This is a genomic window from Agromyces mediolanus, assembly GCF_023715325.1.
GTDB lineage: Bacteria > Actinomycetota > Actinomycetes > Actinomycetales > Microbacteriaceae > Agromyces > Agromyces mediolanus_A.
The window spans coordinates 756,938-782,736 of sequence record NZ_JAMBNX010000001.1 but is presented as its reverse complement, the minus strand read 5'-3'; the positions used below and the strand labels follow the sequence as shown (position 1 = coordinate 782,736).

The following is a 25,799-nucleotide window of genomic DNA, read 5'->3' as shown; positions in this document are numbered from 1 at the left end:
GCCGACGACGGCGGCCCGCTGAGCGCCACGACCACGAGAAGGAGTGTTCAACGACTATGACCGTACGACGAGCCCAGGGCCACGGGCGTTCCCGGGTGCCCATGCTGGTGGGTGCCGGAGCGCTGACCTTGCTCTTCCCGCTCGCGGGAATGCCCGCGGCATCCGCCGCACCCGCCCCCGACGCCACCGCGACCTCGATCACCGCCGCCGGCGCGTTCACGCAGACCGTTCCCGACGGCGTGTGCGCCGTCAACGTGCGCATCGCCGGCGCGGCCGGTGGTGTCGCGATCGCCGACGGCGACGCCGAGCCGGACCCGGACAACCCCGGCGGCCTCCGCGGCGCGAACGGCGCTGGCGCCGTGATCTCGACGCAGCTGGCCGTGACCGCCGGCACCATCCTGGAAGGCCAGGTCGGCGGCAACGGCAGCAACAGCGGTCCCGGCGGACTGCCCGGTGGCGGTAAGGGCGGCGCCGGCGTCCACCCGGGCGGTGGCGGCGGCGGATACTCGGAGCTGACGGTCGGCGGCGAGCTGCTCCTCCTCGCGGCCGGCGGCGGCGCGACCGGCGGTGGGCACACGCCCGACTTCGGCCACGGCGGCGACGGCGGCTCGGTGCTCGGCGACGGCATCGCGGTCACCGGCGGCACCGTGATCCCCGGTGGCGACGGCGCGGCCGGGCAGGACAACGGCGTCACGGGAGACCCCGACACGGGCGCCCTCCCCACCGCACCGGGTGGCGGCATCGGCGGATCCACCGTCGGCGGCGCCGGCGGTACCAACCCGCGCAGCCAGACCGATCCGGACCAGCCCGGCTTCAACTGGGACGCGACCGCCGGCTCGTCGCTGCAGGGCGGCAACGGCGGCGCCGACAACACGGCTGACACCGGTGCCGGCGGCGGCGGCGGGTACTTCGGCGGTGGCGGCGGCGCCAGCACCGACGGCCAGGTCGGCAACGCCTCGATCGGCTACTTCGCGGGCGGCGGCGGCGGTGGCGGCTCCAGCTTCGTGTCCGACTCCGGCCTGCTCGTGCCCGACACGCTCGACCTCTCGAAGAACCGCGACGCGGACGGCGAGGCCCAGCGCGGGTTCGTCGAGTTCGACTGGGTGATGTGCTCGTACGACCTCGCCGTGAGCAAGCAAGTGGTCGGCACCCCGGTCTACGAGGATGGCGCGACGGTGCGCTACGCCGTGACCGTCACCAACCAGGGAGCCGACGACATGGCGATCGGCGACACCGTCTCGGTGGTCGACGAACTCGCCACCGGCGGCGTGCTCGTCTCGGTGACCGGGCTCGAGCAGTCGACTCCCGAGGTGGGTGAGACGATCACGGATGCCGGAATCGAGGCGTTCGACGTCGTCAATCTGGCCGCGCCCGACGACCCGGCCGTGGAGCGCCCGCGAGGGCTCGCCGTGGGCGAGAGCGTCGAGATCGTCTACGACGTGGTCGTCACCGGTACCGAGCCGGTCGTCAACACCGTCACCGTCACGGACCGCGGCGACGCCAGCAACAACGCCGCAGAAGCGACGATCGCCCCCGCTGCGCCGTCGCTCGCGCTGACGAAGACCGCCGACACGGAGCGTGCGACGACCGTGGGCCAGAAGGTCGTCTACTCCTTCAAGGTCACCAACACCGGGAACATCGAGCTTCGCGACATCGCGATCACCGAGGGCACCTTCAGCGGCAAGGGCACCGCTCCCGTTCCGAGCTGCCCGACGACCCCGGTCGAGCCCGGTGCGAGCATCACCTGCACCGCGGACTACACCGTGGTCGCCGCCGACCTCAGCGGAGCTGCGCTGACGAACACGGCCACGGCTGACGGTGCGACGCCGATGGGACGCTCCGTGGTGAGCGAGCAGGCCGACGCGGCGATCGACACCGTGAAGCCCGCTCCGGCTCCGGCCGCGAGCGCCGGCCTGGCGAGCACCGGCATCGACGGCGGCGGCTACCTCGCCGTCGGCGCGGGCGCACTGCTGCTCGCCGGTCTCGGCGCGTTCCTGGCGCGGAGGTTCGCCAAGCGGGCGTGAACGGCTGAAGCAGCCGGCTGAGTAGACGGGAAGGGCACGACCGAGTCGGTCGTGCCCTTCCTGCTGTTCCATCCCGTGTTTCCTCCGCCGCGCCCTCGTCGACCCCGAGCCTCGCGGGAACGCGCCGCCTCAGGTACTTCGCCAGATCGGCACGCTGCACTTGTAGCGAGGAAAGCTCAGTGCCATCCTGGAACCACGGTTCGACAGAGAGCCCGATTGGGGGGTGCTCATGTATGACGAAACCTTGGCAGCGACGGGCGTCGGTGGGATTGTGATCGGCTCCGTCTTCGTCGACATCTGGTGGGTGGCCCTGATCGGAATCGGCCTCATGGCGGCCGGGGTGGTCGCCGCCAGGCTCTTCAGGCGCCGCGCCGACACGAACCGGTGAAAGCGCTCTCCTTCCTCACGCTCGGACTCGTCGGCGCGATCGTCGCCGGATCGTGGGCGATCTCGGGTCGATTCTCCTGGTTCGGGCTTGCCATGATCGGCATCCTCGCGGCGAAATCGGTGCTGTCGTGGTCGCACAGCGACGTCGACGTGACAGACGCGGCCTCCCGCGGGGTGATCGAGCATTCACGCCTGGGCGTGGCGATCCCCATGTACAACGAAGACCCGGCTTTGATCGAGCGCACCCTCGAGTCGATCCTCGTACAGACACGCAAACCCGACTCGGTCGTCGTGGTCGACGACGGCTCGATGGATGCGACGGCCGCCGCCCTCGTCACGGCGATGATCCCCAGATTCACCGACGCGGGAATCGAGCTGCAGCTGGTGCGCGAGGACTCGAACCACGGAAAGCGCCGTGCCATCGTCACGGCGCTCGACGCACAGGCGGCCACCGACATCCTGCTGAGCCTGGACTCGGATACCGTCTTGGCCCCCGACGCGATCGAGCACGGCCTCGCGCCGTTCGCCGACTCGGCGGTCCAGGCCAGCACGGGCATGGTGCTGCCGCTGAACTATCGCACCAATCTCTTCACCCGGTTGATGGATGTGCGATACGCGAATGCGTTCCTCTTCGAGCGCTCGGCGTACTCGCGACTGGGTTCCGTGCTGTGCGTCTGCGGCGCGCTCGCGTTCTACCGCGTGAGCCTGCTCTCGAAGTACCGCGAGGACTTCCTCGGCCAGACCTTCCTCGGCAAGCCTGCCGAGTTCGGTGACGATCGTCGACTGACCAACTACGCGCTCACCGAGGGCACCGTGCGATTCCAAGCCCACTCGGTCGCTTACACGGCCGTTCCAGAACGCCTGGGGCACTACATCCGGCAGCAGATCCGCTGGAACAAGTCCTACTTCCGCGAGACGCTCTGGGCGCTGGCGAACCTTCCGGTCTCCCGTCCGGCCTTCTGGCTCACCTTCATCGAGCTCGCCTCGTGGTTGCTCTTCTCGTTGCTGCTCGCGTACGCGCTCGTGATGGCACCCGTCCTCACCGGCAGCATTCTCATCGGCCCGTACCTCATCTACACGGTGCTCCTCGCCTATGCCCGGTCCGCGCGCTACTTCGAAGTCACCGGCATCCGCAGACCCGCATCCGACGTGGCCATCGGCTACCTCCTTGCCCCGCTCTACGGCCTCATGCACCTCTGCCTCCTGATCTGGCTGCGCTTCTACGCGCTCCTGACGCTGCGCAGGGGATCGTGGGGCACCCGCCGCAAGGTCGAAGTCGCCGTCGCCGGGCGGCCGTCATGACCATCGCACGGGAACGCGAACGGCTGGCACACGACGACGCCGACGCGTCGAAGGTGCTCCGCGTCGGCATCGTCGGCCTCGGGTACGTCGGATCGTCGCTGGCCGAGGCCTTCGTCGCCGTCGGCCACACCGTGCGGGGATTCGATGTCGACCCGGATCGCCGCCACGCCGCGCGGGCGCGGGTGCGAGCGCGAGGCGCCTCCGGCCGCTTCGCGGCCGTCGCGACGGCCGCGGGCCTCGACGGATGCGACGTGTTCATCATCGCCGTGCCCACGCCGACGATCGATGGCCGGCCCGAGCTGCGCTTCGTTCGCGATGCCAGCCGGAGCGTCGGCGCGGCGATCGGCCCCGGGGCCCTCGTCGTGGTCGAGAGCACGGTAGCCCCGGGCACGACCCGGACACTCTGCCTGCCCATCCTCGAGGCGGTCTCCGGGATGACGGCGGGGACCGACTTCCTCCTTGCCTTCTCGCCGGAGCGCGTGAACCCCGGCGACGCACTTCACTCGGTTCGCTCGGTGGTGAAAGTGGTCGCGGGCTACGACTCGGCATCGGCTCAGGCCGCCGCCGCGCTCTACGGGCAGATCGCCCCCGTACACCTTGCGCCCTCACTCGAAGTCGCCGAGCTCGCGAAGCTCGTCGAGAACACCCAACGCGACGTCAACATCGCGCTGATGAACGAAGTGGCCAGGCTGTGCGGCGCACTGGGGATGGACTGGAGCGATGTCCTAGACGCGGCACGCACGAAGTGGAACTTCGCCGACTTCTCCCCCGGCCTGGTCGGCGGGCATTGCATCGCCGAGGACCCGTATTATCTGCTGGCCGCTGCGCGGTCGAACGGCGTCGCCCTGCCCACCGTGGCCGCCGCGCGCGAGACGAACGCGACCCGGGCCGAGGACATTGCGGATGCCGTCGCCTCGCTGCAGCCCGACCCGGCCGGCGGACCGGTGCTGATCCACGGCCGCACCTACAAAGCCGACGTTGCGGACACCCGCAACGCCGGAGCCGAGCAGCTCCGCGCCGCACTGGCCCGTCGCGGCTACGCGGTGGTCATCGCCGACCCGCTCACCGACGATCCGTTGGAGTACGAGACCACACTCGCGGCACTCCGCGCCGCGCCCGTCGAGGTCGCTCTCGTCACCGTGGTCCACCGCGACGAACGAGGCACACTCGAGGCCGAGCTGCTGAACTCGGTGCGGGAACACGGCACCATCATCGACCTCACCGGACTCCTGAGCGCAGCACGGTTGCCCGGCCTGCACCTGCGCCACGACGGCTGAGCCGCCCTGCCGCGGGCCGGTCGCCACTCCCGGGAATGAGCATCGCGATGCCGAGTCCGAGCGCCACAGCACCCCGGCCGCCCCGGCCGCCCCGGCCGCCCCGAGCGCCCCGAGCGCCCCGAGCACCCCGAGCGCGAGGTACATCGAAACCAAATGGCCGCGGAACACCGGGGCTACGTTCACATCAAGACTGACTGGGGTACCTGGACTCGACCAAGTGGCCTAGCTCGTTCACTCGAGTGGTGCGAATCTGACGCGGCCGTCGTCGGCCCGGTATCCGAGCGCGAAGCTCGGGCACCGATCGATGACCTCGACGATCTCATCCACGGTCGCGGCGGACGGATCGATCCACGGCCTGGCATCCGAGTCGAAGACTTGCGGGAGTCCGCGGACGCACTCCGCGGCATGCCGACAGCGCCCCGGCTCCCACGTCACCACGACTCCCGGGGCCGCGTATTCGCGGATCGGACGGCCCTGTTCATTCGATCCCGCGGCGAGGTTCGGATCGTTCATCGCCCATCCCCCGAGGCCGGGTCGCGCTCAAGATGCCGGCGTAGCGCGGCGGTGAGGTCCTCGACCTCGCCGAGCTGCGCGGGCGTGAGGGCGTCGATGAAGAGCTCCCGGATGGCCCGCAGATGCGGAACGGATCCCGCACGGAACGCGGCCGCCCCGGCATCCGTGGCGACCACGTCGATGCCGTGCACGTCGTCGACGCAGGCCTGGCGGCCGATCAGCCCACGCTTCTCCATGCGGCCGAGATGGTGCGAGAGCCTGCTGCGCTCCCATCCGATGAGATCTGCCAGCTCGGAGGAGCGGACGGTGCGCCCCTCGGCCTCGGTGAGGGCGAGCAGCACCTGATAATCGCCCGCCGACAGGTCCGACTCGCTCTGCAGGCGACTCGCCAGGCGAGTGCGCAGCACCTCGGCGGTCTCGATGTAGTTCCGCCAGATGCGCAGCTGCTGGGCTGTCGGCATCGACCGGTGCCTGTCGTCGTTCATCGCAGTCGCCCTCCATGGGAATTGACATGTCAAGTCTATTGTTGCAGAGTTGACACGTCAATCCGGAGAGGCCGGGCGGCGGGAGAGGTCGTGATCGACATGGCAGAGCTCGAGTTCGGACTGAACTCCTTCGGCGACGTCGCGACGGACGGCGGACGCGTGCTGTCGGACGCGGAGACACTGCGCCTGATGATCGAGGAGGCGCAGCTCGCCGAGTCGGTCGGGCTGGACGTCTTCAGCGTCGGCGAGCACTACCGCGAGGGCATGGTCGACTCGGCCACCCCGGTGCTGCTCGCGGCCGCCGCACAGGCCACCTCGAAGATCCGCCTCGGCACCTCCGTCACGGTGCTGTCGACGCAGGATCCGGTGCGGCTGTACCAGCAGTTCGCGACGGTCGACGGCATCTCCGGCGGGCGTGCCCAGCTGGTGCTCGGCCGGGCGTCGGCGATCGAGTCGTTCCCGCTGTTCGGCTACGACATCGCCGACTACGAGGACATCTTCGAGGAGAAGCTCGACCTGTTCCTCCGGCTCATGCGCGAGGACCGCGTCACCTGGTCCGGAACCTATCGCACGCCGCTCGAGGCCGTCCGCCTGCATCCGCGCATGCCCGAGGGCGGCATTCCCGCCTGGATCGGCATCGGTGGCAGCCCCGACTCGGTGATCCGCGCGGCCCGGCACGGGCTGCCCCTGATGATGGCGATCATCGGCGGCCGGCCCGAGCGGTTCGCCGGCCACGCCGAGCTGTACCTGCGGGCGCTGGCGCAGTTCGGGCAGCCGGAGCTGCCGATCGCCCAGCACTCCCTCGGCTTCATCGCCGACACCGACGACGAGGCGAAGAACGTGCACTGGAAGCACTGGCAGCCGGTGGTGAAGCAAGTCAGCGAGGAGCGCGGCTTCTACGCTCCGACCGCGGAGCGGTACGCCGAAGAGGTCGACACCGGGCGCTCTACGTCGGATCGCCTGAGACCGTGGCGCGCAAGATCGCCGGCATCGTGCAGGCGAACCATCTGTCGCGTTTCGACCTGAAGTACGACGTGCTGCACCTTCCGCGCGAGGCTCGCGCCCGCAGCATCCGCCTGTTCGGCGAGAAGGTGGCCCCGAGGGTCCGCGAGCTACTCGCGGACGACGCCGACGACTGGCGGCTCACCGGGCGCACCCCGGCGCAGATCATCCAAGGCGGCAAAGCCGTCCACGCGTGAACGACGACACGACATTCACAAGGAGAGCATCATGAACGACTTCGAGGGCCTGGAGTTCGGCCTCGACACCTTCGGCGATCTGCCCCGCGACGACAACGGCGAGATCACCACCTACGGCGCGGCGATCCGCGCGACCCTCGTGGATTGGCTGGACGTGACACCGCCGGACGGGCTGATTGTGCAGTTCGCTGCCTACACGGGGCTGCGAACAGGAGAGCTGGAGGGGCTGCGCATCGGCGATGTAAACCTGTTCGCTCGGCAGCCATACGTTCGCGTGCAGCGTCAAGCTCAGTTCACGGCAGGCGTCGGCTGGGAGTACATCGCGCCGAAGCCGAACAAATCGATCCAGAACGTGCCGCTGCACCCCGTGCTGGTCGAGCGGCTCCGCGCTCATCTGAAGCAACACCACCCTTCCCTCTCGAACCCGGACGCTCCGCTCTGGCCCGGCAGGCGTCGAGGCGGGCATGGCAAGAGCCGAGGCGCGCTGGACTACTCGATCCAGTTCAACCACGGGAACATGTACAAGAAGCACTTCGCCCCGGCGCTCGCAGAGCTAGGCATCCCGGCTGTCCGTTGGCACGACCTTCGACACTTCTACGCCAGCGCGTGCGCCTCAGCCGGTCTGCCCATCGAGCGCGTCGCCAAGTTCATGGGCCACGCAGACATCGCCACGATGTACAAGCACGATCTGCACTCGTTCAACGATGATCTGACCGACGACATGGACCGCCTTGCTGCTGTCGCAGCCCGCCCTGCACTTCGACCTGTCTCTCAGATCAGCTAGCGCTGGCGGTCTCGACGGTTGGCGATGTATTGGGCAGACAGATCGAGCAGTGGACGAACCGCGCCGCGCGCTGTGCTCTCAAGGTCGTAGCCGCTGTGCAAATCGCCGCCGCTCATCCCGCGCATGTAGCCGATCGTCCACCCGTCTTCATCCGGCTGGAAGGTGATGGCAAACCCTTCTTGCTCGCCGAGCGCGATCAGCTCGCCAACGGCCTGAAGCGTTGCGTCATCGAATGTCCCCACGAGGTCAACCTACCGCTGACCGTCGTCGCGGAGCAGCTTCTGCGCAGTGCGGACGACGAGCACCGTCGCCTGCGCTGCCGCGAAGGCATCCACTTCTGCAATGTCGCCATGGGTGACCTTCTGCGAGAGGTCCCAGACGGCCCGCATCGTGGCGCGTAACTCTGACTTGTCACGACCTACCGCATGCCGTGCAAGGAACAGGTCGAACCAAGACTTGGCGTCGGCCCCCTTCGGCACCTCCTGGCCGCTCGGCACGATCGCGGGATCGGCGATTAGCTTGCCGAAGTCGATGAGTATCTCGCGACTACGACGACCCACGTCCTGCCAGTCGTCTCGATCTCGCGCAGCCGAGTACTCCTTGACGAGACCAGCGATGCGCGCGTTCAGGTTTTCCCACGTGGGCGTCTCATCGCCTGCCGCAGGGTCATGCACCTCACCGCGCGATTCGAGGTCATCAAGGGCGGACAAGGCCGACTGCGTCAAATCGACGATATGCTCACGTCGTTCTCGATACGTGCTGAGGTTCTGCGAGTAGAACCCGTGCCAGCCCCAGAGCGTCGCCCACGGGAACGGCGGGTCAAGTCCAAGCCGCTTGAAGTTCGTGTCCAGTCGGCGGGCGTTCCGCTTGTACTCAGCCTCCACCGCTTGGATTCGAGGACCGCCCGTTCCGACCGAGACGATGGTGTTCGCCTGCGTCTGAAGGAGCACCCGCAGGGTATCCAGGTCCAGGCTCGGCGCAGGTTCGTCCCTCGTCAGATCGAAGAGGTCGCTGATCGGATCCGTCACGCTCTCATTCTGGTCGACGATGTCGAGGGCGCGAACTAACGACGAGCGATGCCGCCATTCGAGAACAGGTTGACGAGCGTCACCGCAAGGGAAACCGCAGCCTCCGCTGCCTCCTGGGTCGACAGAACGTAACTTGCAGTACCCGGATGGCGGTCACTGTGTCCAGACCAGAGCGCCTGCATCATGCCCAATACGACGCCTTGACTCGGGTTTTCCTTGTGCTCCTTAATGAAGGGGAGCTTCCAATTGCCCTCCGCCCGCATCTGACCGATGGCCTTGCCGAGAGTAGCGGTGTCATCCTTCGGTGCCACGAGCGGCAGCACCACAGCTTCAACCGCCTCAATGGACTTCCGGTAGCCGAGATCAGGCTGTCGGTTCACTCCGTATGTCGCATGCCATGCTTCCGCAAGCAGACGTCCACCATCGCCGGGGCGGTTCATCGCGGACTCGGCAGCGATCTGCATGCCCTCAGGAACGCGACGCTCCAGTCCCGCGAAACCGTCGCGTTCCCCAACCTTCCATGCCGACGATCCCGCGCTGAGGATGGATTCGAGCTCCTTGTTGCGTTCCTTACCGGCGTACAGGGCCGCGTAGTCATAGACCGTCCAGTCCAGGAGGCGGATAATCTCGTCCTCACCAAGAGAGTTGAAGACCCCGTTGGGCCCATCCTTGCTGAGCTTGCCTACCAACGGCGTCCCCCGAGAAGCCAAGTCAAACTTGCGCATGCGCTCAAGGTGGTTCACGCGGGTATATCCATTCGGGTAGGTAAATGCTTGGCCGAGCCACGAGCGCAATGAACTACGCATGTACGGCGGCACGCCTTCTACGAGAGTGTGATGAGTCGACGGGTCGGCACCGATGGGGGTCCAGTTCACGCCTCCATTGTGGCGGAGACTGCCAACACCAGGCCCTCGCCCCGCCAATGAACCCGAGGGGTTTCCGAGGGGATCGCCCGATCGCGCCCGGAAACACTGAAGCCCGAATCACCGCTACTTCCGCGGTATTCCGGGCTTCTACATTGGCTGGGGTACCTGGACTCGAACCAAGAACAACTGAACCAGAATCAGCCGTGTTGCCAATTACACCATACCCCAATGGCCCGAAACCGGAGTACCGGGCCGAGAGTCAACTGTAGCCTACGCCGGGGCCCCGGCCAAACTGAGCGGGGCTCAGCCGGCCGGGGCCACACGACGCGAAACGAGGCCGGTTACGCCCCGGCGATCTCCCCCGCGAGGCGGTCGATCCGCGCGAGCGAATCGATCTTGCCGAGGATCTGCATCGACTCGAAGAGCGGCGGCGACACCCGGCGTCCGGAGACAGCGACGCGCACGGGGCCGAAGGCCACGCGGGGCTTCAGACCGAGCCCGTCGATGAGGGCGCCGCGCAGGGCCTCCTCGATCTCGGTGTGCGTCCACGACTCCGCGGGCAGCGCCTCGAGCGCGTTGCGCGCCGCGGTGAGCACCTCCGAAGCGTTCGCGGGCAGGCCCGAGACCGCATCGGCGTCATAGGCGAGCGCCGAGGCATCCGTGAACAGGAACGACACGAGCCCGGGCACCTCGCCGAGCACGGTGATGCGCTCCTGCACGAGCGGGGCGACCTCGACGAGCACGGCCTCCTGCGCGGGCGTGATCGGCGTCTCGACGACGCCGGCGGTCTGCAGGTAGGGCACGGTGCGCGCGGTGAAGTCGGCGAGCTCCAGCAGGCGGATGTGGTCACCGTTGATCGCGTCGGCCTTCTTCTGGTCGAAGCGCGCGGGGTTCGGGTTCACGTCGGCGACGTCGAACTTCTCGACGAGCTCCTCGCGGCTGAACACGTCGCGGTCGGCCGAGAAGCCCCAGCCGAGCAATGCGAGGTAGTTCACGAGGCCCTCGGGGATGAAGCCCCGGTCGCGGTGGTGGAACAGGTTCGACTCGGGGTCGCGCTTGGAGAGCTTCTTGTTGCCCTCCCCCATCACGTACGGCAGGTGCCCGAAGCGCGGGATGAAGCTCGCCACGCCCACGTCGATGAGCGCACGGTACAGCGCGATCTGGCGCGGCGTGGAGCTCAGCAGGTCCTCGCCGCGCAGCACGTGCGTAATGCCCATGAGCGCGTCGTCGACCGGGTTCACGAGCGTGTACAGCGGTGCGCCGTTCGGGCGCACGACGACGAAGTCGGTGGTCGAGCCGACCGGGAAGTCGATGCGGCCGCGCACCAGGTCGTCGAAGCCGAGGTCAGCTTCGGGCACGCGGAGCCGCAGCGCGGGCTCGCGCCCCTCGGCGCGGAACGCGGCCTTCTGCTCCTCGGTGAGCTCGCGGTCGAAGTTGTCGTAGCCGAGCTGCTTGGGTCGGCCGGCGGCCTCGTTGCGGGCGTCGATCTCCTCCGCGGTGGAGAACGACTCGTAGAGGTGCCCCGAGGCCTTCAGCTTCTCGATCACCTCGGCGTAGATCCCGCCGCGCTGCGACTGCCGGTAGGGCTCGTGCGGACCACCGACGCCGATACCCTCGTCCCAGTTCAGGCCGAGCCATCCGAGCGCTTCGAGGATCTGCTGGTAGCTCTCCTCGCTGTCGCGCGCGGCGTCGGTGTCTTCGATGCGGAAGACGAAGGTGCCGCCGGTGTGCCGTGCGTACGCCCAGTTGAACAGGGCGGTGCGCACGAGCCCGACGTGCGGGGTGCCGGTGGGTGAGGGGCAGAAGCGGACGCGGATGTCGCTTCCGCTCGCCGTGGTCGTGGGGTGGGCCGTGTCAGACATCACCGTCAATCGTAGTGGCGGCGCCCTCCCGCAGCACGGCGAGCGCCGCGAGGGCCGCGGCGATCGCCGGCACCCGCTCCGCTCCGCGCGCGGTGACGAGGTGCAGGGAGCGTTCGTCGCCATGATCGGTGGGCCGGGTGACGACGGCCGGATGCCTCGGCGCGGCCGCGAGCGCGAGCGCGGGCAGCAGCGCCACTCCGAGGCCCTGCGCGACCATGCCCTCGACGGCGACGAAGTTGTCGGTCTCGAAGGCGATACGCGGCGAGAAGCCCGCCTCGGCGCAGAGTTCGAGAAGGTGCCCGCGGCAGCGCGGGCAGCCGGCGATCCACGGCTCTCCGCCGAGCTCGGCGAGCGAGACGACGTCGGCGCCTGCGGCGGGATGGTCGCCCGGCAGCACGAGCCGCATCGGCTCGTGCGCGTACGACCGCACCTCGAGCCCGCGGGCACTCTCGCGGTGCGGATCGTTGCGGTCGCCCGGGTAGCTGAAGGTGATCGCGAGGTCGGCGCGGTCCTCGCGCACGGCGGCGACCGCCTCGGGCGGCTCCGCCTCGACGTAGGTGACCTCGACGCCGGGATGGCTCGCCGTGAGCGCCGCGATGAGCCGGGGCACGAGGCTCGGCGACGCCGAGGGGAACGCGACGAGCCGCACCCGTCCGGCCCGGAGCCCGCGGAGGGCGGCGAGCTCCCCCGCAGCCGCTTCGAGGCTCGTCGCGACGGCGTGCGCGTGCCGGGCGAGGGCGCGCCCCGCTTCGGTGAGGCGGATGCCTCGGCCCACCCGTTCGACGAGCGCGACTCCGGTGCGCTGCTCGAAGCGGCGCAGCTGCTGGCTCACCGCGGGCTGGCTGTAGCCGAGGGCCGCGGCGGCCGCCGTCAAGGTGCGATGCTCCGCGATGGCGCGCACGACCCGCACGGTCTGCAGCTCGATCGCGTCCGCGAGAGCTTCGGTGGAGGCATTCGACATGCTCGAATCATAACCAAACGGCATGTGATTGATCGAATACCTGGCCTTGTCGAATGAATACCCGCGGCGGAGACTCATGGCATGCATCCGGTTCGATCAGCATTCCAGGCGGGGCGCGGCTACCTCGCCGCCTGCACCCTCGGCCTGCCGGCCGCCGCGACCCGCGACGCCGTGCGCGCCGACCTCGAGCGCTGGAGCGCCGGCCAGGCCACCGCCCCCGACTACTCCGCCGCCCTCGAACGGGCCCGCGGTCACGCCGCGACGCTCCTCGGCACCGCCGCCGAGCGCATCGCCACCGGATCGCAGGTCTCCGTCTTCACCGGCATCGCCGCGGCCTCCGCCCCGGCCGGCGCCGAGGTGCTCTGCGTCGACGGGGACTTCTCCTCGGTCGTCGCGCCGTTCCTCGCCCGCGGCGACCTCCGCGTGCGGCACGTGCCGCTCGACGCCCTCGCCGACGCGATCAGCGAGCGCACCTGGCTCGTCTCCTGCTCGCTCGTGCAGTCCGCGACGGGTGAAGTGGCGCGGATGGCCGAGATCTCCACCGCCGCCCGGGCGAACGGCGCTCTGCTGCTCGTCGACACGACGCAGGCCACCGGCTGGATGCCGACCACCGGCCTCGACGCCGACCTCCTGGTCTGCCACGCCTACAAGTGGCTCGGCGCGCCGCGCGGGGCCGCGTTCGCCGCGTTCTCAGACCGCGCGATCGCCGAGTTCGCCACGCACACGATGGCCGGCTGGTACTCGGGCGGCGACCCCTGGGCGTCGTGCTACGGACCCGAGCTGCACCTCGCCGAGGGCGCGCGCCGCTTCGAGGTCTCCCCCGCCTGGAACGCCTGGGCGGGCGCCGAGGCCGCCCTCGGCTTCGCCGCCTCGCTCGACCTCGCGGGCGTGCGCGACTTCGACCTCTCGCTCGCGAACGCGTTCCGTGCGGCGATCGGGCTCGAGGCCTCCGACAGCGCGATCGTGAGCTGGCCCGACGAGACCGGCTGCGACCTCGGCGCGCTCACCGCCGCCGGGATCATCGCTTCCGGCCGCGCCGGTCGCGCCCGCGTCGCGTTCCACCTCTGGAACGACGAGGAGGACGTCGAGCTCGCCGCCCGCGCACTCCGCGGCGCCGCGGTCTCCGCGCGGTAGGGACGAGCACGGGCTTCGGCAGCCCGCTCTTCTGGTCGGCGAGCGCGGGCCCAGCCCCGCGTTGGCCGGACGCAGCCCGTCTTGCCCGGATCCGTCGCACTGACCCGACCGTCCCCACCGCGCGCGCCACTTCGGCCCCATCGCGCCAGCACAAGTGGCGCAACGACACCGAACTGGCGCAAACGGCCCCGGCAGCCGACGAAGGCGCAGACCCGTACATCAAGAGAAGTGGCGCAAACGGAGACCCGGATCGGCGATCCACCGGGCCACCGCCACCGCGCGCGCCACTTCGGCCGCGTCGCGCCAGCACAAGTGGCGCAACGACACCGAACTGGCGCAAACGGCCCCGGCAGCCGACGAAGGCGCAGACCCGTGCATCAGGAGAAGTGGCGCAAACGGAGACCCCGATCGGCCATCCACCGGGCCACCGCCACCGCGCGCGCCACTTCGGCCCCATCGCGCCAGCACAAGTGGCGCAACGACACCGAACTGGCGCAAACGCTGCCGGGCAGCCGACGAGAGCGCAAACGCTGCCGGGCAACCGACGAGAGCGCAGATCGGCCACCGGGCAACCGACGAAGGCGCACACCAGCCCCGGGCAACCGCCACGAGCGCAGACCGGCACACAGGCCGATCGCAGAGGTACGCACGCCGGTCCGAGCCCCGGGAGGCGCCCGCCCGCCGCCCTTACTGCACGGCGGCGCGCACCGGGTTCTGGAGGGTGCCGATGCCCGACACGGTCACCTCGACGGAGTCGCCGTCGACGAGAGGGCCGACGCCGGCCGGCGTGCCCGTGAGGATCACGTCGCCCGGCAGCAGCGTGAACACGCTGGAGGCGTACGCCACGATCGCGGCGACGGAGTGCACGAGGTCAGCGAGCTTGCCCTGCTGGCGCACCTCCTCGCCGACGCGGGTCTCGATCGTGCCGTCGGCGAAGTCCACGTCGGTCTCGATGACGGGGCCGAGCGGGCAGAACGTGTCGAAGCCCTTGGCGCGGGTCCACTGGCCGTCGCGGCGCTGCAGGTCGCGGGCGGTGACGTCGTTCGCGATCGTGTAGCCGAAGATGACGTCCTCGGCATCTTCCTCGCGCACGTTGCGCGCGATGCGGCCGATGACGACGGCGAGCTCGCCCTCGTGCTCGACCTGCTCGCTCTGCGGCGGCAGGACGATGGCGTCGCCCGGACCGATGACCGAGGTGTTCGGCTTCAGGAACAGCAGCGGCTCGGCCGGCGCCTCGCCGCCCATCTCGGCGGCGTGCTCGTGGTAGTTCTTGCCGACCGCGACGATCTTCGAGCGCGGAATCACCGGGGCGAGCAGCTTCACGGCCGACAGCGGCACGCGGTCGCCCGTCGGGTCGAAGCCGGCGAACAGCGGGTCGGCCTTCAGCACGACGAGCTCGTGCTCGTCCTCGTCGACGATGCCGTAGGAGATGGTGTCGTCATGGCTGAACCGCGCGATCTTCATACGCCAAGCCTAGCCGCGCGCGGCCGCGCTGCCCGGGGCCGCCGAGGCATCCGCGGCCCCGCCCGAAGCGGACGAGGCATCCGGCCCGTCGGGGATCAGCCGCTTGCCGAGACTCACCGCGTCGTCGAGCCGATAGCCGAGCCGTTCGTAGAACGCGATCACCGCGGTGTTCGCGGAGCGCACCTGCAGATTGAGCTTGGGGCAGCCGCGCTCGAGCAGGAGCCGTTCGACCTCGGCCATAAGGGCCCGGCCGAGGCCGGTGCCGCGCTCGGGGTCGGCGACCGCGAGGTAGTTCACCCAGCCGCGGTGCCCGTCGTAGCCCGCCATCACGGAGCCGACGACGGTGGAGCCCGCGCCCGAACCGGCGGAGCCCGGCCCCGAGGCGGCCGCCTCCGCCACGAGGAACAGCTCCGGCTGCACCGTGAGCTTGCGCTCGATGTCGAGGTACGGGTCGTTCCAGGGCTTCACGAGACCGGCCGCGCGCCACAGCGCCACGACCTCCTCGGTGTCCGAGACGGCGAACGGCCGGATCCGAAAGGACCCGGCCGTCGCGCGCTCCGTGGGAGCCGTCGTCATGCGTCGAGCCGGACCATCCAGCCGTGGCGGTCCTCGACTCGGCCGTACTGGATGCCGGTGAGCTCGTCGCGGAGCGAGAGCGCGAGCTCGCCCGCGGCGTCGCCCTCGTGCACGATCTCGAAGTCCTCCGCGAGCAGGCGCCCGATCGGCACGACCACGGCGGCGGTGCCGCAGGCGAAGGCGCCGACGATCTCACCGGATGCCGCACCCTCGCGCCACTCGTCGATCGACACCTTGCGGTGCTCGACCGTGAGGCCGCGATCGCGGGCCAGCTGCAGGATCGAGTCGCGGGTGATCCCCTCGAGGATCGAGTCCGACTCGGGCGTGATCAGGCGGCCGTCCTTCGTGACGAGCACGACGTTCATGCCGCCGAGCTCCTCGAGGTTGCGTTCGTCGTCGAGGAACAGCACCTGCTGGCAGCCGTGCTCGGCGGCCTCGGCCTGCGGCAGGAGGCTCGACGCGTAGTTGCCGCCGGTCTTCGCCGCCCCCGTGCCGCCCTTTCCGGCGCGCGCGTACTCGGTCGAGAGCCAGATGCTCACGGGCTTCACGCCGCCCGGGAAGTACGCGGCAGCCGGGCTCGCGATGAGGTAGTAGGCCACCTTCTTCGCCGGGCGCACACCGAGGAACGCCTCCTTGGCGAACATGAACGGGCGCAGGTAGAGGCTCGTCTCGGCCTGGCCGGGCACCCACGCGCCGTCGACCGCGATGAGCTGGCGGAGGGAGTCGAGGAAGATCGACTCGGGCAGCTCCGGCAGGGCCATCCGCTTCGCGGAACGCTGCAGGCGGGCGGCGTTCGCCTCGGGGCGGAACGTCCAGATGGAGCCGTCGGCGTGACGGTACGCCTTGAGCCCCTCGAAGATCTCCTGCGCGTAGTGCAGCACGGCCGCGGCCGGGTCGAGCTGGATCGGCCCGTACGGCGAGACGCGCGGGCGGTGCCAGCCGCCCCGCTCGCTCCAGCACACGTCGACCATGTGGTCGGTGAAGTGCTGGCCGAAGCCCGGGTCGGCGAGGATCGCCTCGCGCTCGGCGTCGGGCTTCGCCTCGGGGTTGCGGACCGTCTGCCAGATGAGACCGGCGGCGGTGGGGGCCTGGAGCGGAAGGTCGATGGTCATGGTCGTCTTCTTTCGGATGCTACGGATGCTACGAGTGCGCGGGCTGCAGCGCCTGGATGCGTGCCGCGATCTGGTCGCCGATCTCGGAGGTCGATCGGGGCCGATCGCCGCGCTCGGCGACGTCGGCGGCGATCGCCCGCTCGACCCGCTCGGCCGCCTCGGACTCGCCGAGATGGCGGAGCAGGAGGGCGACGGAGCCGATGGCGGCGGTCGGGTCGGCGATGCCCTTCCCGGCGATGTCCGGCGCGGAACCGTGCACCGGCTCGAACATGCTCGGGAACGTGCCGTCGGGGTTGATGTTGCCCGAGGCTGCGAGGCCGATGCCGCCGCTGATTGCGCCGGCCAGATCGGTGAGGATGTCGCCGAAGAGGTTGTCCGTGACGATGACGTCGAATCTACCAGGATCCGTGACGAGGAAGATCGTCGCGGCGTCGACGTGCAGGTAGTCGACGGTCACCTCGGGGAACTCCTCTGCGACGCGGTCGACGGTGCGCTTCCACAGCGAGCCGGCGAACACGAGCACGTTCGTCTTGTGCACGAGGGTGAGCTTCTGCCGCGGGCGGCTCGCCGCGAGGGCGAAGGCGTAGCGGACGACGCGCTCGACGCCGTAGGCCGTGTTCACCGAGACCTCGTTCGCGACCTCGGCGGACGTGCCGACGCGGATCGCACCACCGTTGCCGACGTACGGGCCCTCGGTGCCCTCGCGGACCACGACGAAGTCGACGTCGCCGGGATCGGCGAGCGGGCTCCGGACACCCTCGTAGAGCACCGAGGGGCGCAGGTTCACGTAGTGGTCGAGGTCGAAACGGAGCTTCAGGAGCAGCCCGCGCTCGATGTTCGCCCCGACGAACCGAGGGTCGCCCGGCACGCCGCCGACGGCGCCGAGCAGGATCGCGTCGTGCGACGCGATGGCGGCGAGGTCGTCGTCAGTGAGCACGTCGCCGGTCTCGAGATAGCGTGCGGCGCCGAGCGAGAACTCGGTCCGGTCAAACTCGATACCGCTGCCGACGGTGGCCGCGTCGAGCGCCTTCAGCGCCTCCGCCACGACCTCGGGACCGATGCCGTCACCAGGGATGACCGCGAGTTTGACCGTCGTTACCATGAATTCTCCTTCGAGCGCCAGCCCCTCCAGCGTAGTGTCCCGCGTGCCGCGCTGCGCGCTACGCTCGGGCCCGGACGAGGCATCCGCCTCATCGAACCGGGGCACGATCTGCCCCGGGAAGAGAAAGGGGTCCGTCATGAGTATCGGATTCGGCATCCTGCTGTTCGTCATCGGGGCGATCCTCGCGTTCGCGCTGAACCTCACGGTCGACTGGATCGATCTGCAGCTCGTCGGCTACATCCTGATGGGCGCCGGCGTGGTCATCGTGATCATCGGCATCGTGCTGCTCGCCCGTCGCCGCCGCTCGATCGCGACGTCGCAGACGAGCATCGACCCGGCGACCGGCGATCGCGTCACGCGCACCGAGCGCAGCGCACCCGACGACGAGGTCTACTGAGCCGCGTCCCGCGGACGCAGCTCCGCGGAACCGTGAACGGCCGCCGCCCGGGAGGGGCGGCGGCCGTTCGGCTGTCAGGATGCCTCGTCTCGGGCCCCTGCGGCTCAGTGCTCGGCGGGCTCCCGCGACGGGTCGGGGTTGCGCAGCGTCAGGGCCGCGATCGTCGCCGCCACCAGCATGAGGCCGAACCCGATGAGCGAGGTGACGAGCACGCCTCCGTCGAACGCGACCGCCGCCGCGTCCATGAGCTGCTGCGCCTGGCTCGCCGGCAGATCAGAGGCGACCGCCGCTGCACCCGCGAGCGTCTCACGGGCGGCATGCGCCTGCTCGGCCGTGAGTGACGAGGGCACGACCATCGAGCTCGCGTAGTGCGCGGCGATGATGCTGCCGAGCACCGCGGTGCCGAGCACGGCACCGAGTTCGTACGCCGTCTCGGACACGGCCGAGGCGGCGCCGGCCTTCGCGGGCGGTGCGCTCGTCAGGATCAGCTCGTTCGACACCGTCTCGGCCATGCCGATACCGATGCCGAGCATGACGAAGGCGATGATGACCGCGGCCATCGACCCCTCGGAGGCGCCGAACGCGACCACCAGGTAGCCACCGGCCGACAGCGTGAGCGCCACCGGCACGAGCACGCGGGCGCGGACGCGGCGCGAGATCGGCACGACGGTGAGGCCGGCGATGATCATCGCCACGAGCCCCGGCAGCAACGCGAGACCGGCGTTCACGGGCGACAGGCCCGCGATGATCTGCAGGTGCTGCGACACGAAGTAGAGGAAGCCGACGAGCGAGACGACGCTCAGCAGGTTCACGAGCACGGCTCCGCCGAAGGGCCCCGTAGTGAAGAGCCGCACGTCGAGCATCGGCGACTCGCTCGCGAGCTGGCGCCGCACGAAGACGTAGCCCGCCACGAGGCCGATGACGATCGCCAGGATCGAGATGAGGTCGACGCCCTCGGTCGCGATGTGCTTGATGCCGAACACGACCGGGGCCATCGTCGCGAACGAGAGCAGGATGCTCCACACGTCGATACGGCCGGGCGCCGGGTCGCGGCTCTCGGTGATCAGGATGGGCACGAGCACGAGGAGCGGCACGAGCACGGGGACCGCGAGGAGGAAGACCGAGCCCCACGGGAAGTGCTCGAGCAGCACGCCGCCGACGAGCGGCCCGAGGGCGCTGCCGGCCGCGAAGCCCGAGGCCCAGACCGCGATCGCGAGCCGGCGCTGCTCACGGTCGGTGAACAGCGAGCGAAGAAGCGACAGCGTCGAGGGCATGAGCATCGCGCCAAAGAAGCCGAGCGCGGCGCGCGCCGCGATAAGCGCGGCCGCCGTCGGGGCGAAAGCGGCGAGCACCGACACGAGGGCGAAGCCGATCGAGCCGATCAGCAGCATGCGGCGACGGCCCCAACGGTCGCCGGCGCTGCCCATGGCGACGAGGAGCGCCGCGAGCACGAGCGGGTAGGCGTCGATGATCCAGAGCTGCTCGGCCGCGGTCGGCGCAAGGTCGCGCGAGATCTCGGGCAGGGCGAAGCTCAGCACCGTGTTGTCCACGGAGACGAGCAGGGTGGGCAGCATGAGCACCGCCAGCGCGAACCAGGCGCGGCGGGGCGCACGGCCCGTGCTCGCGGGATCGCCGACGCCGCTCCGGCGGGTGGCCGGTCGGGGGGTCGGATCCGTCGAGTGGCCGAGGCGTTCGGTCGACGACGTGCTGGTGTTCTCGTTCATTTCCATCTCAGTTTCTGTACCGTCCGGCTGGTATAGTAACAGATATGCGCCCCGTTTCGCTCCTAGGATTGTGCCGATGAGCCGACCCCCAGCCGCCAGAGAGGCGGTGCTCGACGCCTTCGAGCACCTCATCGCGAGCGAGGGCGAACGCGCCGCCACGATCGAGGCGACCGCGCGCGAGGCCGGCGTTTCGAAGGGCGGCCTCCTCTATCACTTCGGCACCCGCCAGGCGCTCATCGAGGGGCTGATCGAGCGGCTGCACCGTCTCATCGAAGAGGACGTCGCCCGAATCGACACGGCCCCCGACGGTCCGATCTCCTACTTCGTGCGCTCCTCCGTGCAGATCGAGACCCCGCTCGACCGCAGCTTCATCGCCGTCGTCCGGCTCGCGCAGGGCGGCGACCGTGAAGCGGGCCGCGCCATCGACGAGGTGCGCCAGCGCTGGCTCGATGTGCTCGGCGAGTACGTCGACGACCCCTCGCTCGCCATCGCGATCGCGCTCATCGGCGACGGGCTGTACTACCACGCCGCCACGCGCGCCGAGGCGGTCGACCGCCCGGTGTCGACGGGCGACTTCACGCCGAAGCAGATGGACGAGCTCGTCGCCCTGCTCGAGCGACTCGCCGCGCGCGACTGAGCCGCTCCCCCCGGCTGCGCATGCCGCCGCCGAACGCCGGCGCGCCATCCCCCACCGACTTGCCCGACTTTCATGAAAGTCGGGCAACCCAGAAACGCGACGCGACGCGACGCGACGCACCACAACGCGACTTGCCCGACTTTCATGAAAGTCGGGCAAGTCGAGAACACAGCAACGAGGTGGGGCTACTCCGTGATGTCGATCTCGACGAAGACCTTCGCGTCGATCGCCTCACGCACGCGGTCGAGCACCTCGGTGGGCACAGGCGAGTCGACCGTCAGGACGCTGAGCGCGGTGCCGCCGGCCTCGCGACGGGCGATCTGCATGCCCGCGATGTTGATGCCGGCCTCGCCGAACTCCTGGCCGTAGATCGCCACGATGCCCGGGCGGTCGGCGTAGGTCATCACGATGTGGTGCTTCGCGATCGGCACCTCGAGGTCGTAGCCGTCGATGCCGACGAGTTTCTCGGACTGCTTCGGCCCGGTCAGCGTGCCCGAGACCGACACCTGGGTGCCGTCGGCGAGCGCGCCGCTCAGCGTGATGACGTTGCGGTACTCGGGGCTGTCCGACTCGGTGATGAGGCGCACCTGCACGCCGCGCTGCTCGGCGAGGAGCGGTGCGTTCACGTAGGAGACGCTCTCCGAAACCACGTTCGTGAAGACGCCCTTCAACGCCGCGAGCTTCAGCACGCTGACGTCGTAGTCGACGAGCTCGCCGCGCACCTCGACGTCGAGGCTCGTGAGGGCGCCGTGCGCGAGGCCCGAGAACAGCTGGCCGAGCTTCTCGACGAGCGGGATGCCGGGGCGCACGTACGGGTCAATGATGCCGCCCGCGACGTTCACCGCGTCGGGCACGAGCTCGCCGGCGAGCGCGAGCCGCACCGACTTCGCGACCGAGATGCCCGCCTTCTCCTGGGCGTCGTCGGTCGAAGCGCCGAGGTGCGGGGTGACGATGAGGTTCGGGAGGCCGAGCAGCGGCGACTCCTTCGGCGGCTCCTGCACGAAGACGTCGAGCGCGGCACCGGCGATCTCGCCGGCGACGAGCGCGTCGTGCAGCGCCGCCTCGTCGATGAGCCCGCCGCGTGCGACGTTCACGACGTACGCGGTGTTCTTCATCTTCTTCAGCTGCTCGGTGCCGATCATGCCGAGCGTCTCGGGCGTGCGCGGCATGTGGATCGTCACGAAGTCGCTGCGCTCGAGCAGTTCGTCGAGCGAGACGGTCTGCACGCCGAGCTGCTGTGCGCGGGCGGCCGTGATGTACGGGTCGTAGGCGATGACCTCCATGCCGAACGCCTGCAGGCGGGCCGTGATCAGCGCACCGATGCGGCCGAGACCGATGATGCCGACGGTCTTCTCGTAGAGCTCGGTGCCGGTGTATGCCGAGCGCTTCCACTCCCCCGCCGAGAGCGAGACGTGGCCGGCGGGAATGTGCCGGGCGAGGCTCAGGATGTGCCCGATGGTGAGCTCGGCCGCCGAGATGATGTTCGAGGTCGGCGCGTTGACGACCATGACGCCCGCGGTGGTCGCGGCCTTCACGTCGACATTGTCGAGGCCGACGCCGGCACGGGCGACGACCTTCAACTTCTTCGCCGCGGCGATGGCCTCGGCGTCGACCTGGGTGGCCGAGCGGATGAGGATCGCCTCGGCGTCGGCGAGCGCGGACAGCAGCGCCGCCCGGTCGGTGCCGTCGACGTTGCGGACGTCGAAGTCGGGCCCGAGGGCGTCGACGGTGGCGGGCGAGAGTTCTTCGGCGATCAGCACGACCGGCTTTGACACGAACGGTTCCTTCGGGGCATGCGCGCAGCGAAGCGCGGGTTGCGGTGGGGGTGCATGCGCCACACGCCGTCGGGGCGCCTTGCGCCAATGCTACTGGAGTGTGACGAAGCGTCTCGTTGTGTGACGCCGAGCCCGTGCGTCCTCAGCCGAGGTCGAGGCCGTTGAGGCCGAACAGCACGGCGACGTCGGCGCCCAGCACCTGCACGAGGGCGTAGCCGACGACGAACAGCGCGAGCCGGCCGAGGGGACCGCGCTTGCGGCCGAGCCAGAAGGCGATCGCGTAGACGGCGAAGGGCAGCACGACGCCGATGATCAGCACGACGACGCCGTAGACGGTGAGCCCGACGCCGAGGCTGTCGGCGTAGAGGTTCAGTCCGACGAGATTGCCGACGGCTTCCCATACGTCGTAGGCGTAGAAGATTCCCGTGACGGCGGCGATGACGACGGCGAGCCAGAGCGGCGTCGCCGGCCGGACGGATGCCTCGCCGGCAGCGGCCGCCGCGGCGTCGGTGCGGGCGTCGGTCGCGGTCTCCGGCTGCTCGGCGGGAGCGGATGCGTCGGTCATGTCAGCCTCGCAGCAGGAACGGGATCGGGACGAGCAGGATGGCGCCGGCGACGAGCCAGAGCAGTCGGGCGCGATGCCGCTCGGCGCAGAGCCACATCGTGACGCCGAACCAGAGGGCCGGCGCGAGGACGGCGAACCAGCGGCCGAGGCCGAACATGAAGGTCGCGACGGGGTCGGCGAGCTCGGGGGCCGGGGTCGTGGCGACGATCAGCCAGCCCACGGCGTAGAGCAGGTACACCCCGCCGAGGATGCCGAGCACGACGAGCTCGACCGAGCCGGTCTGCCCGGCGCGGTCCGGTTCGTCGGGGTCGGATGCCTCGTCGAGGGCCGTGGCGGCCTCGCTCGCGGGGGCGTCGCCCGCAGTGGCTTCGGGCGATGTCGCGGACGGGGCATCCGCTGCGCGCTCGCCGCTCGCCGGGGTCGCCGCGCCGACGCGCTTCCAGCCGGGAGCGAGCGTCGCGTCGTCGTCACCCGCCCAGCTGAGGGCTTCGTCGTCGGATTCGGGGTGGGCCATGGCTCCCAGCCTAGTCGCGAGTGCGCGCCGCGCCCGGTCCGGGGAGACCGGCGCTCAGCCGGTGGTGAGGCAGCGGCTCGTCACGAAGGGCTGCGCGACTCCGAACTCGAAGTCGACGCCCGCGGACTCCACCTCGACGACCGAGCCGCCGCCGAGCCGTGGTTCGTCGTGCAGCCGCTCGGGTGTGCCGAGGCCCGCCTCATGCCAGGCGTCGGCGATGCGGTCGGCAGCCTCGACGTTGCGATCGATGACGTCGCGGTCGTGCTCGTCGCTCGTGGTGTCGGTGATGGTGCCGAGCGCATACTCTCCCGCGATCCGGAGCCGGATGCCGCCACCTCCGCAGGCTTCCTCGTCGATCTGGAGCGGCGTCGCGTCGCGCCAGACCGCGGCGTCGCCGACCTCGCCGACCTCGGCGACCGCGAGCTCGGCCAGTTCGGCGAACTGCGCGCGTACGGTGTCGAGGTCGGCGACCGGGTACGGATCCGGAATCGCAGGCGGCGCGGGCGGCGCCGGTTCGGGCGAAACGAGGGAGGTCCCCGCGAGGCCGGCGCCGCGCGTCGGCTGCGGTGCGAGGGCCGTCCAGGTGGCGGTGCCGAGGGCGATCGCCGCGACGACGAGCGCGGCGATCGCGGCGATGCCCGGTGCTCGACGACTCGGCGCGAGCGCTGTCGCGAGCGCGGCGAGCATTGAGACGACGAGCACGAGAAGGCTGCCGGCCTGCAGCACCGCGGCCGAATCGGGTAGGCCGGCCCAGTCCGGGGCGGGTTCCTCCGCCCAGCCGGGGTCGGCGAGCGCCGTCATGGCGACGAGCAGCTGCACCATGCCCGCGGTGATCGCGGTGGCGACGAACGCGCCGGCCACCGAGACCCGCCGCCCGGCCGGGTGCCGCCGGGTGACGGCACCGGTCCCGGCGACGACGGCGAAGATGGCGACGGCCAGCGTCGCGAACCAGAGCCACGAGCCGGAAGTGTTCTCGCCCCACCAGGGCGCTGGGAGTCCGAGTGGGGCGGCTGCGGCCGCTGCCCCGAGCAGCATGAGCAGGCCGCCGAGTGCGCCGAAGCCGGCGCGGCCGCCGAGCGAGCGGCCGAACCGGGATCCGATGGCCGCGCCGAGCGACGTCGCCCAGGTGCCGATGACGAACGTCGGCGCGTACGAGACGACCGCGAAAGCCAACCACGGGACGGCGAGCGACACGGGTGTGACGATGAGTACGACCGCGATCGCCGTCCAGGTCGACCGGGCCACGAGCGCGGCGCCGGCGATGGTCCGCGGCGAGCCGAAAGCCGCGCGGACGGCACCGGGGGTCCGCGGAGCGCCTCGCTCACTCACCCGGTCGCACCCCCGCCGGCCGCCTCCACCGCGGCCGCGACGAGCGCGGCGTCAGTCTCGTCGAAGCCGTCGACCCCGCCGCCGGGGCCGCTCGCTCCCCCGCGGAGGGCGCGGCCGCGCGCCGAGAGGTGCACAGCGTCGACGCCGGCGGCGGCGAGCGCCGGGATGTCCTCGATCCGGACCCCGCCGCCGGCCATGATCTCGATCCGGCCGTCGGCGGCGAGGACCATACGCTCCAGCGTCGGGAGCCCCGCCCGGCAGTCGGCCGCGCCGCCCGAGGTGAGCACGCGCCGCACCCCGAGCTCGGCGAGCGCGGCGACGGCGGCGAGCTGGTCGGCGGCGGCGTCGACCGCCCGGTGCACGGTGACGTGGGCGTCGCCCGCGGCATCCTGGAACTCCGCGATCGCGTCGAGGTCGAGCCGGCCGGACTCGTCGAGCGCGCCGACGACGACCCCGTCGGCGCCGAGCCGCACGGCGAGCCGGATGTCGCGCACGATCTCGCGGCGCTCCTCCGCGTCGTAGACGAAGCCGCCTCCACGTGGCCGGATGAGCGCGTGCGCGAAGCCGGTGACGCCCCGCTCGGTGGCGAGCTCGGCCGTCGCCTCGATGAGTCCAGCAGATGGGGTGAGCCCGCCGAGGCCGAGGGCGAGGCACAGCTCGACGCGGGCGGCGCCGGCGTCGAGGGCGATCCGGGCGCCGACCGCGTCCTGCACGGCGATCTCGACGGGAAGCGGGCGGCGAGGCTCCTGGTTCATCGGGCCAGGCTACCGGGCGGCTGGGAT

General features: G+C 70.5%; 27 protein-coding genes and 1 tRNA gene. 10 read left to right on the top strand and 18 right to left on the bottom strand.

Annotated features, from left to right (window positions below):
- The first annotated feature begins 56 nt into the window (after nt 1-56).
- The 4 genes from M3147_RS19255 (at nt 57) to M3147_RS03655 (ending at nt 4,990) form a co-directional block, all read left to right on the top strand.
- Complete coding sequence (locus tag M3147_RS19255; RefSeq protein WP_285873070.1) at nt 57-2,024, top strand: DUF7507 domain-containing protein; 1,968 nt, start codon at nt 57-59, stop codon at nt 2,022-2,024.
- Nucleotides 2,025-2,253: 229 nt separating this feature from the next.
- On the top strand, nt 2,254-2,412 hold the full coding sequence (locus M3147_RS03665) for a hypothetical protein (RefSeq protein WP_251202089.1): 159 nt from the start codon (nt 2,254-2,256) through the stop codon (nt 2,410-2,412).
- Nucleotides 2,409-3,713, top strand: a complete 1,305-nt coding sequence (locus M3147_RS03660; RefSeq protein WP_251202088.1) for a glycosyltransferase — start codon at nt 2,409-2,411, stop codon at nt 3,711-3,713. The genes M3147_RS03665 and M3147_RS03660 overlap by 4 nt, the downstream gene beginning before the upstream one ends.
- The gene (locus M3147_RS03655; RefSeq protein ID WP_251202087.1) at nt 3,710-4,990 is read left to right on the top strand and encodes a nucleotide sugar dehydrogenase; all 1,281 of its coding nucleotides are present in this window, start codon (nt 3,710-3,712) and stop codon (nt 4,988-4,990) included. The genes M3147_RS03660 and M3147_RS03655 overlap by 4 nt, the downstream gene beginning before the upstream one ends.
- A gap of 231 nt (nt 4,991-5,221) precedes the next feature.
- On the opposite strand, the gene M3147_RS19615 is transcribed toward M3147_RS03655, so the two are convergent.
- Nucleotides 5,222-5,503 (bottom strand): (4Fe-4S)-binding protein, encoded by a 282-nt coding sequence (locus M3147_RS19615; RefSeq protein WP_368859822.1) that lies wholly within the window; start codon nt 5,501-5,503, stop codon nt 5,222-5,224.
- Nucleotides 5,500-5,964, bottom strand: coding sequence for a MarR family winged helix-turn-helix transcriptional regulator (locus M3147_RS03650; RefSeq protein WP_251202086.1), 465 nt, complete (start codon nt 5,962-5,964; stop codon nt 5,500-5,502). Before M3147_RS03650 ends, M3147_RS19615 begins: the two co-directional genes overlap by 4 nt.
- Nucleotides 5,965-6,087: 123 nt before the next feature.
- Between M3147_RS03650 and M3147_RS03645 the strand changes: the two genes are divergently transcribed.
- From M3147_RS03645 to M3147_RS03635, 3 genes are read left to right on the top strand one after another with little or no spacing between them, the layout of a single operon-like run.
- Complete coding sequence (locus M3147_RS03645) at nt 6,088-7,014, top strand: LLM class flavin-dependent oxidoreductase (protein WP_251202153.1); 927 nt, start codon at nt 6,088-6,090, stop codon at nt 7,012-7,014.
- Entirely contained in the window at nt 6,957-7,187 is a 231-nt protein-coding gene (locus tag M3147_RS03640; RefSeq protein WP_251202085.1) for a hypothetical protein, read from the top strand. The genes M3147_RS03645 and M3147_RS03640 overlap by 58 nt, the downstream gene beginning before the upstream one ends.
- Nucleotides 7,188-7,218: 31 nt before the next feature.
- The gene (locus tag M3147_RS03635; RefSeq protein ID WP_251202084.1) at nt 7,219-7,971 is read left to right on the top strand and encodes a site-specific integrase; all 753 of its coding nucleotides are present in this window, start codon (nt 7,219-7,221) and stop codon (nt 7,969-7,971) included.
- Here the strand turns inward: M3147_RS03635 and M3147_RS03630 are convergent.
- The 6 genes from M3147_RS03630 to M3147_RS03605 all read right to left on the bottom strand — a co-directional run bounded on the left by M3147_RS03630 (nt 7,968) and on the right by M3147_RS03605 (nt 12,688).
- Entirely contained in the window at nt 7,968-8,213 is a 246-nt protein-coding gene (locus tag M3147_RS03630) for a hypothetical protein (protein WP_251202083.1), read from the bottom strand. The two genes, M3147_RS03635 and M3147_RS03630, sit on opposite strands and share 4 nt — an antisense overlap.
- A gap of 9 nt (nt 8,214-8,222) precedes the next feature.
- The gene (locus M3147_RS03625; RefSeq protein WP_251202082.1) at nt 8,223-8,999 is read right to left on the bottom strand and encodes a hypothetical protein; all 777 of its coding nucleotides are present in this window, start codon (nt 8,997-8,999) and stop codon (nt 8,223-8,225) included.
- A 35-nt stretch (nt 9,000-9,034) separates the two neighbouring features.
- On the bottom strand, nt 9,035-9,874 hold the full coding sequence (locus tag M3147_RS03620; protein ID WP_251202081.1) for a hypothetical protein: 840 nt from the start codon (nt 9,872-9,874) through the stop codon (nt 9,035-9,037).
- 144 nt (nt 9,875-10,018) lie between these two features.
- Nucleotides 10,019-10,093: transfer RNA gene (locus tag M3147_RS03615), tRNA-Gln, on the bottom strand.
- Nucleotides 10,094-10,206: 113 nt separating this feature from the next.
- Nucleotides 10,207-11,727 carry a glutamate--tRNA ligase gene (gltX, locus tag M3147_RS03610; protein WP_251202080.1) on the bottom strand — a complete coding sequence of 507 codons (1,521 nt, stop codon included), beginning with the start codon at nt 11,725-11,727 and terminating at the stop codon, nt 10,207-10,209.
- Nucleotides 11,720-12,688 carry a LysR family transcriptional regulator gene (locus M3147_RS03605; RefSeq protein WP_251202079.1) on the bottom strand — a complete coding sequence of 323 codons (969 nt, stop codon included), beginning with the start codon at nt 12,686-12,688 and terminating at the stop codon, nt 11,720-11,722. The genes gltX and M3147_RS03605 overlap by 8 nt, the downstream gene beginning before the upstream one ends.
- An 81-nt stretch (nt 12,689-12,769) precedes the next feature.
- Between M3147_RS03605 and M3147_RS03600 the strand changes: the two genes are divergently transcribed.
- The gene (locus tag M3147_RS03600) at nt 12,770-13,822 is read left to right on the top strand and encodes an aminotransferase class V-fold PLP-dependent enzyme (protein WP_251202078.1); all 1,053 of its coding nucleotides are present in this window, start codon (nt 12,770-12,772) and stop codon (nt 13,820-13,822) included.
- A 687-nt stretch (nt 13,823-14,509) separates the two neighbouring features.
- Here the strand turns inward: M3147_RS03600 and M3147_RS03595 are convergent.
- The 4 genes from M3147_RS03595 to M3147_RS03580 are packed head-to-tail and all read right to left on the bottom strand — an operon-like array spanning nt 14,510 to nt 18,076.
- Nucleotides 14,510-15,286, bottom strand: coding sequence for a fumarylacetoacetate hydrolase family protein (locus tag M3147_RS03595; protein WP_251202077.1), 777 nt, complete (start codon nt 15,284-15,286; stop codon nt 14,510-14,512).
- Between the two features lie 9 nt (nt 15,287-15,295).
- On the bottom strand, nt 15,296-15,862 hold the full coding sequence (locus M3147_RS03590) for a GNAT family acetyltransferase (protein ID WP_251202076.1): 567 nt from the start codon (nt 15,860-15,862) through the stop codon (nt 15,296-15,298).
- The gene (locus tag M3147_RS03585; protein WP_251202075.1) at nt 15,859-16,974 is read right to left on the bottom strand and encodes a branched-chain amino acid aminotransferase; all 1,116 of its coding nucleotides are present in this window, start codon (nt 16,972-16,974) and stop codon (nt 15,859-15,861) included. Before M3147_RS03585 ends, M3147_RS03590 begins: the two co-directional genes overlap by 4 nt.
- Before the next feature lie 28 nt (nt 16,975-17,002).
- Nucleotides 17,003-18,076 (bottom strand): 3-isopropylmalate dehydrogenase, encoded by a 1,074-nt coding sequence (locus M3147_RS03580; protein WP_251202074.1) that lies wholly within the window; start codon nt 18,074-18,076, stop codon nt 17,003-17,005.
- Nucleotides 18,077-18,212: 136 nt separating this feature from the next.
- Between M3147_RS03580 and M3147_RS03575 the strand changes: the two genes are divergently transcribed.
- Nucleotides 18,213-18,473: a DUF6458 family protein gene (locus M3147_RS03575; RefSeq protein ID WP_251202073.1), complete on the top strand. Its 261-nt coding sequence runs from the start codon at nt 18,213-18,215 to the stop codon at nt 18,471-18,473.
- Between the two features lie 104 nt (nt 18,474-18,577).
- On the opposite strand, the gene M3147_RS03570 is transcribed toward M3147_RS03575, so the two are convergent.
- Complete coding sequence (locus M3147_RS03570) at nt 18,578-20,197, bottom strand: MFS transporter (protein ID WP_251202072.1); 1,620 nt, start codon at nt 20,195-20,197, stop codon at nt 18,578-18,580.
- A 76-nt stretch (nt 20,198-20,273) separates the two neighbouring features.
- On the opposite strand from M3147_RS03570, the gene M3147_RS03565 reads away from it, so the two are divergent.
- Nucleotides 20,274-20,834 carry a TetR/AcrR family transcriptional regulator gene (locus tag M3147_RS03565; protein ID WP_243568018.1) on the top strand — a complete coding sequence of 187 codons (561 nt, stop codon included), beginning with the start codon at nt 20,274-20,276 and terminating at the stop codon, nt 20,832-20,834.
- A gap of 185 nt (nt 20,835-21,019) precedes the next feature.
- Here the strand turns inward: M3147_RS03565 and serA are convergent, their stop codons facing one another.
- The 5 genes from serA to M3147_RS03540 form a co-directional block, all read right to left on the bottom strand.
- On the bottom strand, nt 21,020-22,609 hold the full coding sequence (gene serA / locus M3147_RS03560) for a phosphoglycerate dehydrogenase (RefSeq protein WP_251202071.1): 1,590 nt from the start codon (nt 22,607-22,609) through the stop codon (nt 21,020-21,022).
- Between the two features lie 142 nt (nt 22,610-22,751).
- Complete coding sequence (locus tag M3147_RS03555) at nt 22,752-23,174, bottom strand: hypothetical protein (protein ID WP_251202070.1); 423 nt, start codon at nt 23,172-23,174, stop codon at nt 22,752-22,754.
- Between the two features lies 1 nt (nt 23,175).
- Nucleotides 23,176-23,688: a hypothetical protein gene (locus M3147_RS03550; protein WP_251202069.1), complete on the bottom strand. Its 513-nt coding sequence runs from the start codon at nt 23,686-23,688 to the stop codon at nt 23,176-23,178.
- 54 nt (nt 23,689-23,742) lie between these two features.
- Nucleotides 23,743-24,933 (bottom strand): hypothetical protein, encoded by a 1,191-nt coding sequence (locus M3147_RS03545; RefSeq protein WP_251202068.1) that lies wholly within the window; start codon nt 24,931-24,933, stop codon nt 23,743-23,745.
- An 80-nt stretch (nt 24,934-25,013) separates the two neighbouring features.
- A complete protein-coding gene (locus tag M3147_RS03540; RefSeq protein ID WP_251202067.1) occupies nt 25,014-25,772 on the bottom strand; it encodes a copper homeostasis protein CutC in 759 nt (252 codons plus the stop codon).
- Nucleotides 25,773-25,799 lie beyond the last annotated feature (27 nt).